The sequence below is a fragment of the Pseudoclavibacter sp. RFBA6 genome (assembly GCF_002931575.1).
Taxonomy (GTDB): domain Bacteria; phylum Actinomycetota; class Actinomycetes; order Actinomycetales; family Microbacteriaceae; genus Pseudoclavibacter; species Pseudoclavibacter terrae.
Genome location: NZ_PSUA01000005.1, coordinates 82,455 through 97,930, shown reverse-complemented (window position 1 = coordinate 97,930; position 15,476 = coordinate 82,455). Strand labels below are relative to the sequence as shown.

The 15,476-nt window shown below is 69.3% G+C and carries 16 protein-coding genes; 6 read left to right on the top strand and 10 right to left on the bottom strand.

Going from position 1 to position 15,476, the window contains the following annotated elements:
• Positions 1-4: 4 nt before the first annotated feature.
• The 4 genes from C5C17_RS03305 to C5C17_RS03290 all read right to left on the bottom strand — a co-directional run bounded on the left by C5C17_RS03305 (position 5) and on the right by C5C17_RS03290 (position 3,505).
• Positions 5-379, bottom strand: a complete 375-nt coding sequence (locus C5C17_RS03305) for a hypothetical protein (protein WP_258065860.1) — start codon at positions 377-379, stop codon at positions 5-7.
• 179 nt (positions 380-558) lie between these two features.
• Positions 559-1,638 (bottom strand): LacI family DNA-binding transcriptional regulator, encoded by a 1,080-nt coding sequence (locus C5C17_RS03300; RefSeq protein WP_104251957.1) that lies wholly within the window; start codon positions 1,636-1,638, stop codon positions 559-561.
• Entirely contained in the window at positions 1,635-2,387 is a 753-nt protein-coding gene (locus C5C17_RS03295) for a TIM barrel protein (protein WP_219820471.1), read from the bottom strand. The genes C5C17_RS03300 and C5C17_RS03295 overlap by 4 nt, the downstream gene beginning before the upstream one ends.
• A gap of 104 nt (positions 2,388-2,491) precedes the next feature.
• Positions 2,492-3,505, bottom strand: a complete 1,014-nt coding sequence (locus C5C17_RS03290; protein ID WP_104251955.1) for a Gfo/Idh/MocA family oxidoreductase — start codon at positions 3,503-3,505, stop codon at positions 2,492-2,494.
• Between the two features lie 139 nt (positions 3,506-3,644).
• Between C5C17_RS03290 and C5C17_RS03285 the strand changes: the two genes are divergently transcribed.
• The 3 genes from C5C17_RS03285 (at position 3,645) to msrA (ending at position 6,285) form a co-directional block, all read left to right on the top strand.
• A complete protein-coding gene (locus C5C17_RS03285; protein WP_104251954.1) occupies positions 3,645-5,114 on the top strand; it encodes a sugar porter family MFS transporter in 1,470 nt (489 codons plus the stop codon).
• A gap of 206 nt (positions 5,115-5,320) precedes the next feature.
• Positions 5,321-5,776 carry a peptide-methionine (R)-S-oxide reductase MsrB gene (gene msrB / locus C5C17_RS03280; RefSeq protein WP_104251953.1) on the top strand — a complete coding sequence of 152 codons (456 nt, stop codon included), beginning with the start codon at positions 5,321-5,323 and terminating at the stop codon, positions 5,774-5,776.
• The gene (gene msrA, locus C5C17_RS03275; RefSeq protein WP_104251952.1) at positions 5,776-6,285 is read left to right on the top strand and encodes a peptide-methionine (S)-S-oxide reductase MsrA; all 510 of its coding nucleotides are present in this window, start codon (positions 5,776-5,778) and stop codon (positions 6,283-6,285) included. The genes msrB and msrA overlap by 1 nt, the downstream gene beginning before the upstream one ends.
• A 172-nt stretch (positions 6,286-6,457) precedes the next feature.
• Here msrA and C5C17_RS03270 read toward each other — a convergent pair whose 3' ends face one another.
• From C5C17_RS03270 to C5C17_RS03260, 4 genes are all read right to left on the bottom strand, one after another.
• Complete coding sequence (locus C5C17_RS03270; RefSeq protein ID WP_181028463.1) at positions 6,458-6,787, bottom strand: MarR family winged helix-turn-helix transcriptional regulator; 330 nt, start codon at positions 6,785-6,787, stop codon at positions 6,458-6,460.
• A gap of 192 nt (positions 6,788-6,979) precedes the next feature.
• A complete protein-coding gene (locus C5C17_RS18500; protein WP_181028462.1) occupies positions 6,980-7,153 on the bottom strand; it encodes a hypothetical protein in 174 nt (57 codons plus the stop codon).
• A 171-nt stretch (positions 7,154-7,324) separates the two neighbouring features.
• Entirely contained in the window at positions 7,325-8,752 is a 1,428-nt protein-coding gene (locus C5C17_RS03265) for an ice-binding family protein (protein ID WP_104252281.1), read from the bottom strand.
• 177 nt (positions 8,753-8,929) lie between these two features.
• Positions 8,930-9,679, bottom strand: coding sequence for an IclR family transcriptional regulator (locus C5C17_RS03260; RefSeq protein WP_104251950.1), 750 nt, complete (start codon positions 9,677-9,679; stop codon positions 8,930-8,932).
• 175 nt (positions 9,680-9,854) lie between these two features.
• On the opposite strand from C5C17_RS03260, the gene C5C17_RS03255 reads away from it, so the two are divergent.
• Positions 9,855-10,877: a VOC family protein gene (locus C5C17_RS03255; protein ID WP_104251949.1), complete on the top strand. Its 1,023-nt coding sequence runs from the start codon at positions 9,855-9,857 to the stop codon at positions 10,875-10,877.
• 326 nt (positions 10,878-11,203) lie between these two features.
• Here the strand turns inward: C5C17_RS03255 and C5C17_RS03250 are convergent, their stop codons facing one another.
• Positions 11,204-11,938, bottom strand: a complete 735-nt coding sequence (locus C5C17_RS03250) for an SDR family NAD(P)-dependent oxidoreductase (protein WP_104251948.1) — start codon at positions 11,936-11,938, stop codon at positions 11,204-11,206.
• 156 nt (positions 11,939-12,094) lie between these two features.
• On the opposite strand from C5C17_RS03250, the gene C5C17_RS03245 reads away from it, so the two are divergent.
• Entirely contained in the window at positions 12,095-12,337 is a 243-nt protein-coding gene (locus C5C17_RS03245) for a hypothetical protein (RefSeq protein ID WP_104251947.1), read from the top strand.
• Between the two features lie 13 nt (positions 12,338-12,350).
• Here the strand turns inward: C5C17_RS03245 and C5C17_RS03240 are convergent, their stop codons facing one another.
• The gene (locus tag C5C17_RS03240) at positions 12,351-13,133 is read right to left on the bottom strand and encodes an IclR family transcriptional regulator (RefSeq protein WP_258065859.1); all 783 of its coding nucleotides are present in this window, start codon (positions 13,131-13,133) and stop codon (positions 12,351-12,353) included.
• Between the two features lie 594 nt (positions 13,134-13,727).
• On the opposite strand from C5C17_RS03240, the gene hutH reads away from it, so the two are divergent.
• Positions 13,728-15,440: a histidine ammonia-lyase gene (hutH, locus tag C5C17_RS03235; protein WP_104251945.1), complete on the top strand. Its 1,713-nt coding sequence runs from the start codon at positions 13,728-13,730 to the stop codon at positions 15,438-15,440.
• Positions 15,441-15,476 lie beyond the last annotated feature (36 nt).

Sequence of the window (15,476 nt, the reverse complement as noted above, 5' to 3'; positions counted from 1 at the left end):
AAGCCTACCGACGCCCGGCTAGCCTGAGATCCCTCATCAGGCGCGGAGTCCGAAAGTGCCGCACCTCGAGCAGCCAGACCCGGGCCGGGTAGCTCAGCCGCACCACGAAGTAGTTGACATACTCGACGACCCCGAACACCCACGTGAACCCGACCAGCGCTGCGATCGGCCATGAACTGGGCCACCAGGCAACAATGCCGACGAGCCCGCCAATATACACCGCGAGGTTCAGCCACTTCAGAGCCCCGAACACGCGGGCGAGCCCGACGGGCATCCTCGAAGCCCCGACCCAGTTCCGCGCCAGGAGCCAGTAGGCGCCGCCCTGCAGCAGCACGAAGAGCAGTGGGGCGAGCGCCAACCAGAATGCCGCGAGGTCCATGCCAGTCGTCAGGATGGTCGGCGCGGCCCACACCCCCAGCATCGTGAACGTCGCAACTGACGTCAGCTCGCCGGCACCGAGTGACAGGTATTGGCGGCGCGCGTCATGTCGAGTGCGAGGCCGCGAACCGCTCGGTCGAGACGGCCGCGCTCCGTCGGAGGGTGGCTGCCGGCGGTCCGTCACCGCGAGCGCTCAACAGGGTTGCCGCTGCCCCCGCTGCTGCTCCGCACCACGAGCTGGGTCGGCAGGATGCGGTGCTCACCGATCCGCGGCGACTCGCCTTCCGCGTTCGCATCCACTCGCCCGACGACCATCTCGACGGCGGCGGAAGCGAGCTGCGCGGGGTCCTGCGCGAGGCTCGTGAGCTGGAGGTAGGGCAGCTCGGCCTGTTCCGAGTTGTCGAAGCCGACGACGGCGAGATCCTCGGGGACGCGCCTGCCGAGGAGGCGCGCCTGCGCGACAACCCCCTGCGCACTGCGGTCGTTGAACGCGATCACGGCGGTCGTGTCGGGGTAACGCCGCAGCGCATCCTCGATGGCATCCGCGCCCGCGGCTTCGGACGCTCCCCCGGCGACTATCGCGATCTCGTCGCCGATCCCGGCCTCGGCCGCGGCTTCGAGGAACGTCGCCGTGCGCACCTCATCCCCCGAGACGCCCGGTGCCCCGAGGTACAGGATGCGGGAGTGCCCGCGCTGGTGCAGGTGCTGGACGGCGAGCTCGGTGCCGCGTGCATCGTCCATGGAGACGCTGTCGAATCGCTCGGACGAGTACTGGCTGGCGACCGCCACGACGGGGACCTCGTCGGCGATGCCGTCCAGCTGGTGCTCGTCCAGCGATGCTCCGAGCAGCACGAGCCCCTCGACCCGCTCCCCCAGCAGCGCCTCGATCGCATCCGCCTCGCCCCGCCGCTTGGTGACGGCGGCGAGCGACACGTTGTACCCGGCCGCGCGGGCGGCGAGCTGCAGCTCGTCGATGAGCTGACCGTGGAATGGCTGCGCCGCGTGGAAGACGATGCCGACGAGCCGCGACCGACCCTGCTTCAGCAGGCGTGCCCGCTCGTCGCGCCGATAGCCGAGGCGCGCCGCGACCTCGAGCACGTGCGCGCGCGACTCCGGACTCGCGCCCGGCACATCCCGCATGACGATCGACACGAGCGGCTGCGAGACGCCCGCCGCGTCGGCGACGTCGCGCATCGTGACACGCCTGCCGCCGCCCGGTCGCGCCGGGCGGCGGGCATCTCCTGCGCTCACGTCGCTCATACGTCGATGCTAAAGGCCTCCCGGAAGCGGCGCAGCGCGAGGTCGGAGTCGGCCGACGCGAACGCCTCCATCGCAACGACTCCCCGGTACCCGAGCTCGTCGAGCGCACGCGCGACCCGCGGGTAGTGGATCTCGCCCGTCCCTGGCTCGCAGCGGCCCGGCACATCCGCCACCTGGATCTCGCCGATGTACGGCAGCGCACGCCCGCACAGGTCGACAAGATCGCCCTCGCCGATCTGCGCGTGGTACAGGTCCAGGTTGAGGCGGAGGTGCGGGCTGTCGACGGCCGCGACCAGCGCGATCGTGTCGCTCGCCCGGTTGAACGGCACCCCGGGATGGTCGACGGCGTGGTTCAGGTTCTCGAGCGTGAAGACCTTGCCGTACTCCTCGCCGAGCTTCGCGAGCCGCTCGAGCGTGCGGAGCGCGGCGAGCCAGTCGGCCGGGGTCGTGTGCGCGCTCGGCCGCACGGGCAGGCCGTTGTCGTCGAGGCCCGTTCCGTGGATGACGAGGCGCGGCACGTTCAGGACCTGCGCCGCCTCGAGCGACTCGCGGGCTGTCTCGACGATCGCGTCGGCCCCATCCGGGTCGATGAGCTCGCCGCGGATGTAGCCCGACATGGAGCCGAACGTCGCGCCGGTCGCGACGAGCGCATCCAGGTCCTTCTCCCACCAGCGCCAGATCTCGACCTCGAACCCGGCCTCGTCGATGCGGCGCACGCGCTCCTCGAACGGCAGATCGGGGAAGAGCATCTCAGCACAGGCGGCGAGCACGAACGGTGACGTGGCGGTGCCGGCTCCACCGTTCGAGCCCATGCCGCGACTCACGTCACCTTCACTGGCCGAACCAGCCCCGCTCATCGGACGACCTCGACTGGTGCACCGGTCTTGACCGACTCGATGCAGGCGAGCGCGATGACCATCGCCTCGAGCGCGGCTTCCGTGCCGGGGCGGGGGCTCTCGACGCCGGCGACGGCGTTCACGAACGCCTGCAGCTCGCCCGTGTAGGCGGCGCGCATGAGCTGCGTGTCCGCGCGGACGGTGTCGAAGGATGCGCCGGCCGCGCCGTAGAGGCGGAGGCTGGATGCGGCGAGCTCGCCGGCGGTCGCCATGCCTGCACTGCCGAAGACCTCGGCGCGGGTGTCGTAGCCGTAGGCGGCCGAGAAGTTCGCCTCGGCCGTTGCGATGGCGCCGTTGTCGTAGCGGATCGTGACAACGGAGGTGTCGAGGAGGCCCTTGTCTTTGAAGTCAGGGGCGACGAGCGCATCGGCGACGGCGTAGACCGAGGTCGCGCGGGCTCCAGGGTTGAAGAAGTTGAGGGTGTCGAAGTCGTGGATGAGGGTCTCGAGGAAGATCGTGAACGGCGGGATCGCGGCGGGGTTCGCGAGGCCCGGGTCGCGGGTCACGGAGCGCAGCAGCTGCGGGGTGCCGAGGGTTCCCGCGTCGAGGGCGGAGCGCAGCTCGGGGAAGCCGTTGGCGTAGCGGCGGTTGAAGCCCACCTGGAAGACGACGCCGTGGCGTTCGACGGCGGCCTCGACGCGCCGCAGCTCCTCGAGCGAGACTCCGGTCGGCTTCTCGCAGAAGATGGCCTTTCCGGCGGCGGCCGCCTGCTCGACAAGGGCGGTGTGGAAGCGCGGCGGGGCCGTGATGACGACCGCGTCAAGGTCGGGGCGGGCCAGCAGCTCGGCGATGTCCGTGTACGACTGCTCGACGCCGAGCGTCTCGGCGAGCTTCGCGGCTGCACCCTCGACGGGGTCGGCGATGGCGATGAGCTCGGCGTTCGGGATGTCGCGGGCGATGAGCGCTGCATGATTGCTGCCGATGCGGCCGGCACCGATCAGGGCGACGCGGATGAGGGGGTTCGTGGTCATGGTGTTTCTCCTGGGGACGGCGGTGCCGACACGACACTGTGCTGCTGGGTGCGCCCAGCACGCCAAGACTATTACGTACTAGCGCTCGGCGTCTAGTACGTATAAGGTTGCCTGCAATCGGCCGGTCGACCCGGCCCAGATCGCGGACAAAGGAGTTCTCATCACTTCCACGCACGGGGCATCAGCGTCAGAGACGGCCCTCCCCAGACTCACGCCAGGCCCGTACCGCAAGCGGCTCGGGCTCATCTCGATCGTCGCCTGCTTCGGCGGCCTGCTATTCGGCTACGACACGGGCGTCATCAACGGCGCACTGCGTCCGATGGCCGCCGAGATCGGCCTCGACGCCTTCACCGAGGGCGTCGTCACGAGCTCGCTCGTGTTCGCCGCCGCCTTCGGCGCACTCTTCGGCGGGCGCATCTCCGACGCCACCGGCCGGCGCCGCACGATCATCATCCTCGCCGTCCTGTTCTTCGTCGGCACGGTCGTCGTCGTGGCGTCGCCGAACTTCGCCCTGCTGGTCGTGGGCCGCATCATGCTGGGCCTCGCCGTCGGCGGCGCATCCACCGTGGTGCCGGTCTACCTGGCGGAGCTCGCGCCGTTCGAGATCCGCGGGTCCATCACGGGCCGCAACGAGGTCGCGATCGTCACGGGCCAGCTCTCCGCATTCGTGATCAATGCGATCCTCGGCAACACGCTCAGCCACATCGACGGGGTCTGGCGCATCATGTTCGCGGTGTGCGCGATCCCCGCCATCTGCTTGTTCTTCGGGATGCTGCGCATGCCCGAGTCGCCCCGCTGGCTCGTCGAGAAGGGTCGTCACGCCGACGCGCTGGCCGTGCTGAAGACGGTGCGCTCCGAGGAGCGCGCGATCGCCGAGCTCGGCGAGGTCGAGCAGGTCGCGGAGGAGGAGCAGAAAGAGTCGAAGGTCGGCCTCGCGGCCGTCCTGACCAACAAGTGGCTCATCCGCATCCTGCTCATCGGCATCGGCGTCTCGATGATGCAGCAGCTGACGGGCATCAACTCGATCATGTACTACGGGCAGGTCGTGCTCATCGAGTCGGGCTTCGAGGCCAGCGCCGCCCTGATCGCGAACATCGCGCCAGGCGTCGTCGCCGTCATCGGCGGGTTCATCGCGCTGTACATGATGGACCGCGTGGACCGCCGGAAGACGTTCGCGATCGGCCTCACGCTCACGACCACGTGCCACCTGCTCATCGGCGCCTCGTCGCTGCTGCTGCCCGTCGGAAACCCGGCCCGCCCGTTCGTGATCCTCATCCTCGTCGTCGCGTTCGTCGCTTCGATGCAGACGTTCCTCAACGTCGCCGTCTGGGTGTACCTCGCCGAGATCTTCCCGCTGCACATGCGCGGCCTCGGCATCGGCGTCTCCGTGTTCTTCGGCTGGATGACCAACGGGTTCCTCGCCCTCTACTTCCCGAGCCTCATCGCCGGGATGGGCATCAGCGGGGTGTTCTTCCTCTTCGCCGGGATCGGGGCGCTCGCGCTGATCTTCACGATCACGCAGGTTCCCGAGACCCGCGGCGTGACCCTCGAGAAGCTCGAGGTCGGCGTCACGACGGGAGCCATCCACGTGCTCGGCAAGAGCCGCTAGACACCACAGAATTCAAGACTCGGCCGCTTCTGCGAGCGGCCGACCCGCCCGCGGGGATCGGCTTCGATTGGACGTCCTGGCCGGACCCCGCGGGCTTTTTCTGCGCTCCAACCTGAGCGTCCGCCGAAAAGCGCGCAGACGCGCATCCGATGTCGGAACGCTTTCACCCGCCCGCGTGTTGACCTGATGTTGGAGAGGACATACCCATGACGCAGTACACGAAAGACCAAGACGCCATCGCTCGGCTCACGCCTGAGCAGTACGCGGTGACACAGCAGTCGGCGACCGAACGCCCCTTCGACAACGAGTTCTGGCACAACGACGACCGGGGCCTCTACGTCGACATCGTCTCCGGCGAGCCCCTGTTCGCCTCGACCACCAAGTACGACAGCGGATGCGGGTGGCCCAGCTTCACGAAGCCACTGAACGCGGAGAACATCGTCGAGAACTCAGACACGTCGCTCGGCATGCGGCGCACGGAGGTGCGATCGGCCGCCGCTGACAGCCACCTCGGCCATGTCTTCGACGATGGCCCCGTCGACCAGGGAGGACTGCGCTACTGCATCAACTCGGCTGCGTTGCGCTTCGTTCCGCTCGAAGACCTCGAGACGGACGGCTACGGCCAGTACATCGCACTGTTCGAGGACAAGGCGGGCATCTGATGGCTGAGGAGCGCGCGATCCTTGCCGGCGGATGCTTCTGGGGGCTCGAGGAACTCATCCGCGACCTGCCTGGGGTGTTCAGCACGCGGGTTGGCTACGCCGGCGGCACCACCCCGAACGCCACCTACCGGCATCACGGCGACCATGCCGAGGCCGTCGAGATCGAGTTCGACCCGTCGAAGACCTCGTACCGTGATCTGCTCGAGTTCTTCTTCCAGGTCCACGACCCGACCACGAAGAACCGGCAGGGCAACGACCGCGGCACGAGCTATCGCTCGGTGATCTTGACGCTCACCCCCGAGCAGGAGCGAGTGGCGCGCGAGACGATCGCTGACATCGACGCGTCGGGTCGCTGGCCCGGCAAGGTCGTCACGAAGGTCGAAGCGGCCGGCGAATTCTGGGATGCGGAGGAAGAACACCAGAACTACCTCCGCAAGCACCCGGGCGGCTACACGTGCCACTACGTGCGCCCCGGCTGGGTGCTCGAAGGCTCGGCTGCGACGAGCTAGCCGCGAGGTCGCCCAGACCCCCAGCTAGCTTGGATGCCCGCAGTCGAGTTCTCTCGACTGCGGGCATCCTGCAGATCTGACGTCGCCACTGAAGTCGTGAGCCCCGGGTACTTGCTCGGCTTGGTCAAGTGCTGGACGAGCGCGATGGTTGCTCATCTCGAGCAGGTCGCCGTCAGCCGTTCGAGGATTCCCCGTCGACGACCGCGGTGACCCGGTCGAGATACAGCGAGACGAGCTTCGCCTCCTGCGGCGAGAGGTCCTCAGACAGGTGACGGATCTGGCCGGTGACCGGGTCGATCTCATCGGCGTCGAGGTCGGTATCGACCGGAACGATCATCTTGCGTCGCCGGTCATCCGGGTCAGGCGTGGTGCGGATGAGGCCAGCCTCCGTGAGGCGCTGCACGAGCATCGTGGCCGACGCACTCGTGACGTCCAGGTACTCCGCGAGCGCGCTGGGGCTGGTCGTGATGCCGTCGCTGGTGCGTTCGAGAATGAACCTCATCGCAGACCGATGCGTTTCACTCAGCTCGCCGGTCGCTTGGCGCCGGCGGCCGAGGCGCGCTTCCGCGCGACGGAGTTCGTCGACAGCTTCCGAGGCGTCATCGCCTGGGGTGCGTGACGGATGCTCGCGGGTCGTCGACCTGTTTTCGCGATTGTTCGAGACGTCAGTCATCGGCGCGGAACCAAGCCGGGCTCAGAGGAAGGCGGAGACCGCGGCGAGGAAGCCGACGCTGAGCGTCGCCCCGATCGCGCAGAGGGCGAGGAATTCCTTGGGCAGCGTCCGCTGCTGGTAGGAGTCCCAGTAGGTGTCGGACGACGACAGCGCGGTGGACTTCTCGGGCGTGGTGGTGGGGGTCGCGGAAGTCATGTAGTTAGCCTAGCTACATTCATTGTGGTCCACAAGGAGCCTGGCCCGCGGGCGTGAGGCCGGACGTTCGAATCCCGTAGCCGACCAGCAACAGGTCCTCCAGAAGCCCGGGGACACCGCAAACCGCCGCACCCCGTGGAGGGTGCGGCGGCTCTTCAGCATGGATCCGGTCTACGCCGTGTTCTTCCTGCGCAGCGCCAGAATGCTCAGGGCGCCTCCCAGAAGCAGCGTCCCGGCTCCGAACGCCATCCACGGGTTGAAGTCAGCGGCGCCGGTCGTCGCGAGCTCCGGCGAGGTCGTCTTCACCGGGCCGGGAGCCACGCTGGACGTTGCCGTCGGGGATGCGCTCGAGGTTGTCGTCGGGGATGCGCTCGGCTGCTCGGTCTCCGTGGGCGGGACCGTGGGCTGCTCCGTCTCCGTCGGAGGGACAGTCGGCTGCTCGGTCTCCGTGGGCGGGACCGTGGGCTGCTCCGTCTCCGTCGGAGGGACAGTCGGCTGCTCGGTCTCCGTGGGCGGGACCGTGGGCTGCTCCGTCTCCGTCGGAGGGACAGTCGGCTGCTCGGTCTCCGTCGGCGGAACCGTGGGCTGCTCCGTCTCCGTCGGAGGAACCGTCGGCTGCTCGGTCTCCGTGGGAGGAACGGTCGGCTGCTCGGTCTCCGTGGGAGGAACGGTCGGCTGCTCAGTCGCCGTCGGCGGAACCGTCGGCTGCTCAGTCGCCGTCGGCGGAACCGTCGGCTCCTCAGTCTCGGTCGGCGGAACCGTGGGCTGCTCCGTCTCCGTCGGAGGAACCGTCGGCTGCTCGGTCTCCGTCTCGGTGGGCGGGACCGTCGGCTGCTCGGTCTCGGTCGGCGGCGCGCAGAGCGCGGGCGTGAACGTGTTGTCGTCCAAGGTGACGGATCCGGATCGTGCGATGGCACGGCCCGCGATGGTCGAGTCGGTGTTCACCGTGACGGATGCGAGCGCGATGATGGTGCCGACGAAGGTCGTGTCCGTGTCGAGCGTCGCGGAGCTCCCGACCTGCCAGAAGACGTTGCAGGCCTGCGCACCGTTGACGAGGGCGACGGTGCTGTTCGGCGCGGTGGTCAGGGTCGAACCGATCTGGAAGATGAAGACCGCGTTCGGGTCGCCTTCGGCATCGAGGGTCACCGTGCCGGTCAAGCCGGCCGAGGTGTCGGCCTTGTAGACGCCCGCCACGAGGGTCTGGCCGCCGAGGTCCGCGGCGATAGGAGCGTCGGACGCCTGGCTGGTGAGCGCGTTGTACGCGATCGCGGCATCCGACTGAGCGGCGGCGGCATCCTCGAGGGGCCGCGTCTCGCCGAGCACGATGCCGGGCGGGAACCCGGAGATGGCGCTCCCCGGGGCGACACCGAGGTCGCCAGAGAGGATGCTGTCGCCGGTGTTGGAGACGGATGCGCCGCCGAGCACCGAGAAGCTCGACGCGGTGCCGAGGTCCACTGCAGTGCCGATGGCCTGGGCGGAGTTGGCCTGCAGTAGCGCGGGCACGAAGGCGAGCACGGCGAGCACGCTGCCGGTTGCAGCCAGGAGAGGGATTCGAGCTCTGCGGGGGGCGGAGTTCGATGGAAGGGTGGGATTTGCCATGAAGGCCTCCTCGTGCCGCACAAGGGCGGCGAGCGCGCGAAGTGCGGGCATGGCTGACAGTACGGCAACGATGTTGCTTAACCTACGGAATCCCGCAATCCGGTATCAGATGCGACACTCGGGCATGAAACACCCGGGGCAACCGGGCCCATCCACGCGCCTCATCACCGCAGCGCCTCAGCGCCCGAGCGCCCCCGATATCCCCCGCGCCGCCATCCGCACCCCGAGCGCGAACTGCGGCTCCGCGAGGCGCTCGACGTGCGCGATGATCGAGACCGCCGCGACGACCTCGCCGTGCGCATCCACCACCGGGGCGGCCATGGAGAAGGCCCCCGGCGTCATCTCCTCCACCGAGCGGGCGAGGCCCGTCGCGCGGATCTCCGCGAGCCGTCGGCGCAGCGCCTTCGGGTCGGTCATCGTGTTCGGCAGGTACTGGCGCGGTTTCGACGCGACCACCTCGTCGAAGAGCTCGATGGGCGCGTGAGCGAGCAGCACGAGCCCGACCCCCGTCGCGTGCAGCGGAAGGCGCGCTCCGACGTCCGAGATCACGCGCACCGCGTTCGGGCTCGAGATGCGCTCGAGATACACCGCGCCCAGGCCATCCCGCACCGCGATGTGCACGTTCTCCTCGGTCGACTCGAGGAGGTCCTCGAGGTACGGACGCGCGATCGCGCGCAACCGCTCGGCCGTCGTGCGCCGCGCACCCAGGCGCCACAGCTTGATGCCAACCCGGTAGGCGCCGGAGTCGGCCCGCTCGAGGCCACCCCACTCGGTCCAGGATGCGAGCATCCGGTGCGCCGTCGACACCGGCAGGTTCGCCGCCGCCGCGATCTGCGTGAGCGTCAGCTCCTCCCGCGCGGAGAAGGCCTCAGCGATCGCGAACAGCTTCTGCGCGACGCTGCGCTCGTCACCACCGCCACCGGACATGCCGCAATGGTAGCCGCGAGCGGATCATCCACATCGATGATGCTCGGCATCATGAAGTTCAGCTTCCCTGATATGTGGGTTCAAGACGAAAGTTGTGGTGTGCCCGAGAACGGCACGCGCACACCGCGGCCGAGAACCGCCACAGACGCACTGCACCAGACGAAAAGGATCGACGATGATCAAACTGCTCTCCCACCTCTCGCACATCGAGATCGCAACGCCAGACGTCGCGGCCTCGGTGAAGTTCTACGAAGAAGAGTTCGGCCTCCGCGTCGTCGCACGCGAGGACGGCAAGGTCTACCTCCGTTCGTGGGGCGACTACTACACGTACAGCCTCGTCATCGCCGAGGGCCCCGAGGCCGCCCTCAACATCATGGGATGGCGCACCTCCAGCGCCGAAGCGCTCGACGAGGCCGCGAAGCGCGTCGAGGCAGCAGGCGTGCAAGGCCAGTGGACTGACCGCAGCGTCGGCCACGGCAAGTCGTACACCTTCACCGGGCCCTACGGACACACCATGGAGCTCTACTGGGACGTCGACAAGTACCAGGCAGACGCCGAGCACGCCTCCGTCTTCCCTGACCGCCCCGAGAAGCGGTCGAAGCACGCCGTCGGCCCCCGCCAGCTCGACCACGTCACCGTCGCAGCCTCCGACGTCCGCGGCTTCGCGAAGTGGTACAACGAGGTCCTCGGCTTCCGCATCATGGCCTACACGGTCCTCGACGACCACCCCGTCACCGTCTTCTCCGTGCTCACCACCAACGAGAAGTCCCACGACCTCGGCGTCGTCCTCGACAGCTCGTCACGCCCCGGCCGCATCAACCACTACGCGTACTGGGTCGACACCCGCGAGGAGCTCCTCCAGGGCGCCGACGTGCTCATGGAGAACAACATCCCCATCGAGTACGGCCCCTCCATCCACGGCATCGGCGAGCAGAGCTTCCTCTACCTCCGCGACCCCAGCGGCATGCGCATCGAGGTCAACACCGGCGGCTACCGCAACTACGTTCCCGACTGGGAGCCCAACGACTGGAAGCCCTCGACCGGTTCCAACAACCTCTACCGCAACGGCGCCATGCCGATCTCCATGACCGAGTCGTTCCCGCCAGACGCCGGCCACCCCACCGCCACCGAAGAAGGCATCCTCCCCGGCACGGAAGAGGCCATCCTCAACCCGTACGCCGTGCAGGGCCGCGGCTAGATCGCACCCGACGACGTCGCCGTTCTCCACCGGCGACGTGAGATCCGCACACTCAAGATCTGCGCGGGCCCCGCGCATCCACCAGGTCCTCCTTTCCTGGCGGATGCGCGGGGCCCGCGCTCGTGCGGATGCGCGCGATGCGCGCATCACTGCCACTGCCACTGCCACTGCCGCTGCCGCTGCCATCTCGCGCCCCACCTCATCGCGCGAGTTGCCGCATGTGGTTGCAAAGTGCGGCCCGAGACACCCCTTCGCGACGACTCACGGCAGGGCAGGGGCAGAGCAGCAGCGCGGCAGGCGGAGTGCCCGTCAGGCCGGGATGAGCGTCAGCGCTCAGGGAGCGCGACGCCGGTGACGGATGCGAGCTCCTCGAGGAGGAGCGCGCGGAACTCCGGGTCGCGCACGCCGCTTGCGGGCTGCTGCTGCGCACCGTGATGCCAGTAGCCGCCGCTGACCTGCAGATCGGGGTCGACCGCGAGTCGCTCCTGCGTCTCGTGCCCGAGATCGAAGTCGTCTGGGGCCCCGGCACCGCCCATCTTCGTCGCCACCCAGCCGGGGTCGACGGAGTTCGCGAGCACGCGAGGAGCCCAACGCTCTGCGACCGCGGCCGAGAAGGCCGCGACGAGCAGCTTCGTGTCGGAGTAGCTCGCAGTCGCCGAACCGCCATCCCAGTCGAGTCCATCGAGCGTCGCCCTGCCATCCCGGTGCATGCTGCTGCTCAGGTAGACGTGCCTGGTCGGGGCGGTCAGCAGAGCAGTGAAGAGGTAGGGCGCGACCACGTTGACGGGCAGCAGGCTCGGACCCGAGAGAACTCCTGCATTGTGGATGACCGCGTCGATGGCTGCGCCGCCGTTCAGCTCGCGCGTGGCATCCAGCACCGCTGCGAGGTCGACGAGGTCGACGATCGTGAGGTCCGCACCTCGGTCGACCAGGTCGGAGACCGCATCCGCTCGACCCGGGTTGCGGGCGTGCACAATCACCGCGTGCCCCTGGTCGAGGAGCGCCTCGGCCGTCGCGCGGCCGAGGCCGTCGGTGGACCCGGTGATGAGGATGCGAGCCATGCGCCCATCCTCACACCCGCCGGGTTCCGCACACCCTGGCCCTTCCCGCGCGTAGCGCAGAAAGATGACACCGCTCAAGGGCCCCAGCGACCGCATCGATCGGCCCTGCGCTCAGCGGCGTCAGCCCCCACGCTTGCCTGGCACAAGGAGGAGGACATGACTCGACAAGAAGGCCTCGCCCTCGGATACCTCGTCGCGGGGCTCGCACTCGGCATGATCGCCCTCGTCGCCGACCTCATGGGCGGCCCCGCCTACCTGCACGCCCTCACCTGGGTGGGAGGATTCGCCGGCGGCTACGGCGTCGTCACGATGGTCAAGGGCGCCAGGCAGCGCAGACGGCATCCGCTCGGAACCACCGACTACGAGCCGGACACCAGCAACCCACCGCACCTCAGCTGAGCTGCCGGGCCGCCTACAGGCCGTGGATACGGCGCCTGATCTCTCCCGCGGCTCCCTCGAGCAGCGCCCGCAGGCGGGCCTCGTCCTGCGGGCGCTCCTCGGACCACGTGACGGCGAGCGCCGCTGCGGGCCAACCCTCGTGGTCGAGCACGGGCATCCCCACAGAACGCATCCCAGCGGACACCTCGCCGTTCTCCGACGCGAACGCGCCGCTGCGGATGCCGTCCAGAAGCCCCCGCAGCTCGCGGGGGCTCCTGGGGCCGCGGCCCGTGCGGTCTGCGAACGACGCGGCGTCCGGGTACAGCGCCCGCACCTGCTTCTGCGGCATCGCGGCCAGCATCGCGCGACCGGATGCGGTGAGGTGCGCCGGCAGCCGCACGCCCACGTCGGCGACGAGCACCGGGCGGCGCGGCGCGCGCTCGTCGACGATGTAGAGCACGTCCCGCCCGCTCATCACGGCGAGGTGCGCGCTCTCCCCCACCTGGTCGACGAGGTCGGCGACCACCGGATGGCCGATTCGGGCGAGGGGCTCCTGCCGCGCGTATCCGCCGGCGAGCTCAAACGCGGCCGTGCCGAGCCCCCAGCGTCGCTCTCCGCGCAGGTGCACCACGAAGCGTCGCTCGAGGAGCGTCGTCAGCAGGTGGTAGACGGTCGAACGCGGAATGCCGAGCTGCGTCGCGATGGTGCTCGCCGCGACGGGGCCCCGCTGATGGCTCAAGAAGCTGAGAATCGCCAGGGTCTGATCGGCCGCCGGCACCTGGGCGCGGGCGGGCGCTTCGCCGCTGACATCGTTCACGCGCTTCCCCCTGCCAGGCATCGACGGGACCTCGGCCTGTCGTCGGCGGTACCGGTCGCGGTGCCGGTGGCTGTGACGGTGACGGTGACGGTGACCAACATCAGTGCGAAAAACGGCCAGAACCGCGCTGAGAGCCCACGGGAGGCGGGTATTGCACGCATGTTGGTCAGGAGCACGAGCGCCAGAGACTGGTCCGACGCAACCGAGTCCCCGGCACCGGTGGCCGACTTCGGTGACAAACGAGGCCCGGAGCGCACCGAACCCCCTCGTCGGCCCGAATTATCACCGAAGTTGGCCGGGCGGGCGGGCACCTGCGCCGGGACTGGGACTGGGACTGGGACTGGGACCCGGACCTGCACCCGGACCGCCGCACACCGGTGAGTGGTAGCCGTGACCAACATCAGTGCGATAAGCGGCCTGGAACACCCGAAAGCCCAGGAATGGGCAGGAATTGCACTCATGTTGGACACCGAGCCGACCGCCAACTGCGCGGCAGGTCTTCGTTCGCCGCCATGAGGCCAGTTGTCTGAGATCACAGACACTGAGTGTCCTCCCCGCGCAGACATCGCGCAACGGGTGGAGTGGAATCGACGCATGAGCACAGCAGCGCCCGCAACGGGTCACAACGAGCACCAGGACAGCGCCGCCGACACGACCTGCGCCGCCCAGAGTGCCGCGCAAGGTGCCGGCGGGGCCGGCGGGGCCGGCACCATCATCGCGGGGACGGACACCAGCGGGACCGGCAGCAGCACCGTCAACTCAGAGGCCGTCGTCCTCGGGCTGCGTCCGCTCGAGCCCGCCGAGGTCGTCGCGGTCGCGCGCCACGGCGCGCGCGTCGAGATCGCACCGACTGCACTGGCGGAGGTCGCCCGCTCGCGTGAGCTCATCGAGTGCCTCGCCGATGACCCGAACCCGCACTACGGCATCTCGACGGGGTTCGGCGCGCTTGCGACGACGTTCATCGCGCCCGAGCGGCGCGTGCAGCTGCAGGCGAGCCTCGTGCGTTCGCACGCGGCGGGCACCGGCCCGGAGGTGGAGCGCGAGGTCATCCGGGCGCTGCAGCTGCTCCGCCTGCAGACCCTCGCGACGGGGCGGACCGGCGTACGCCCGGTTGTCGTCGAGACGTATGCGGCGATGCTCAACGCTGGCATCACGCCGATCGTGCGCGAGTACGGCTCGCTCGGCTGCTCGGGCGACCTCGCCCCGCTCTCCCACCTGGCGCTCGCCGCGACGGGCGAGGGCACGGTGCGCGACGCATCCGGAACCGAGGTGGATGCGCGAGATGCGCTCGCCTCGGCCGGCATCGAGCCCCTTGTGCTCCGCGAGAAGGAGGGCCTGGCGCTCATCAACGGCACCGACGGGATGCTGGGCATGCTGCTGCTCGCTCTCCACGACATCGAGATGCTGCTCACGACGGCGGACGTCGCGGCGGCGATGTCGGTCGAGAGCCAGTTCGCGACAGACGCCGTCTTCGCCGCTGATCTTCAGGCCCTGCGCCCGCAGCTCGGGCAGCGCGACTCGGCCGCGAACCTGCGGCGCTTCCTCGCCGACTCCCCCATCATCGCAAGCCACCGCGGGCCGGAGGATGGCCGGGTGCAGGACGCCTACTCGCTTCGCTGCTCCCCGCAGGTGCACGGCGCGGCCCGCGACACGGTGGCGCACGCGGCCCTGATCGCCTCGCGTGAGCTCGCATCCGCCGTCGACAACCCGGTCGTGACCCTGGATGGTCGTGTCGCGTCGAACGGCAACTTCCACGGGGCGCCCCTCGCGTACGTGCTCGATTTCCTTGCGATCGCGGTCGCCGACGTGGCGAGCATCTCCGAGCGGCGCACCGACCGGGCCCTCGACCCGGCACGCAACCGGGGACTGCCGCCGTTCCTCGCCCACGAGGTGGGCGTCGACTCCGGCCTCATGATCGCGCAGTATGCGGCGGCCGGCATCGTGTCTGAGCTGAAGCGGCTGGCGGTGCCAGCATCGGTCGACTCGATCCCATCGTCGGCGATGCAGGAGGACCACGTGTCGATGGGGTGGGCCGCCGCGCGGAAGCTGCGCCGAGCCGTCGACGGGCTCGGGAGGGTGCTCGCCATCGAAGTGCTCACGGGGTCGCGGGCGCTGCAGCTGCGAGCTCCGCTTGAACCGGGGCGCGCGACGGGCGCTGTCCGCGACCTCGTCGCCACGGTTTCGCCCGGCACCGGTCCCGACCGTTTCCTGAGCCCCGAGATGGAGGCCGTGGCCGAACTCGTACTCTCCGGCGAAGTCGCGCGGACCGCGCTCGCGAACTCAACCGCGCCTGACTCCGCGAGGTGACAGACGCGGTGTCCTGACCCGCGCATCCGCTCGCTC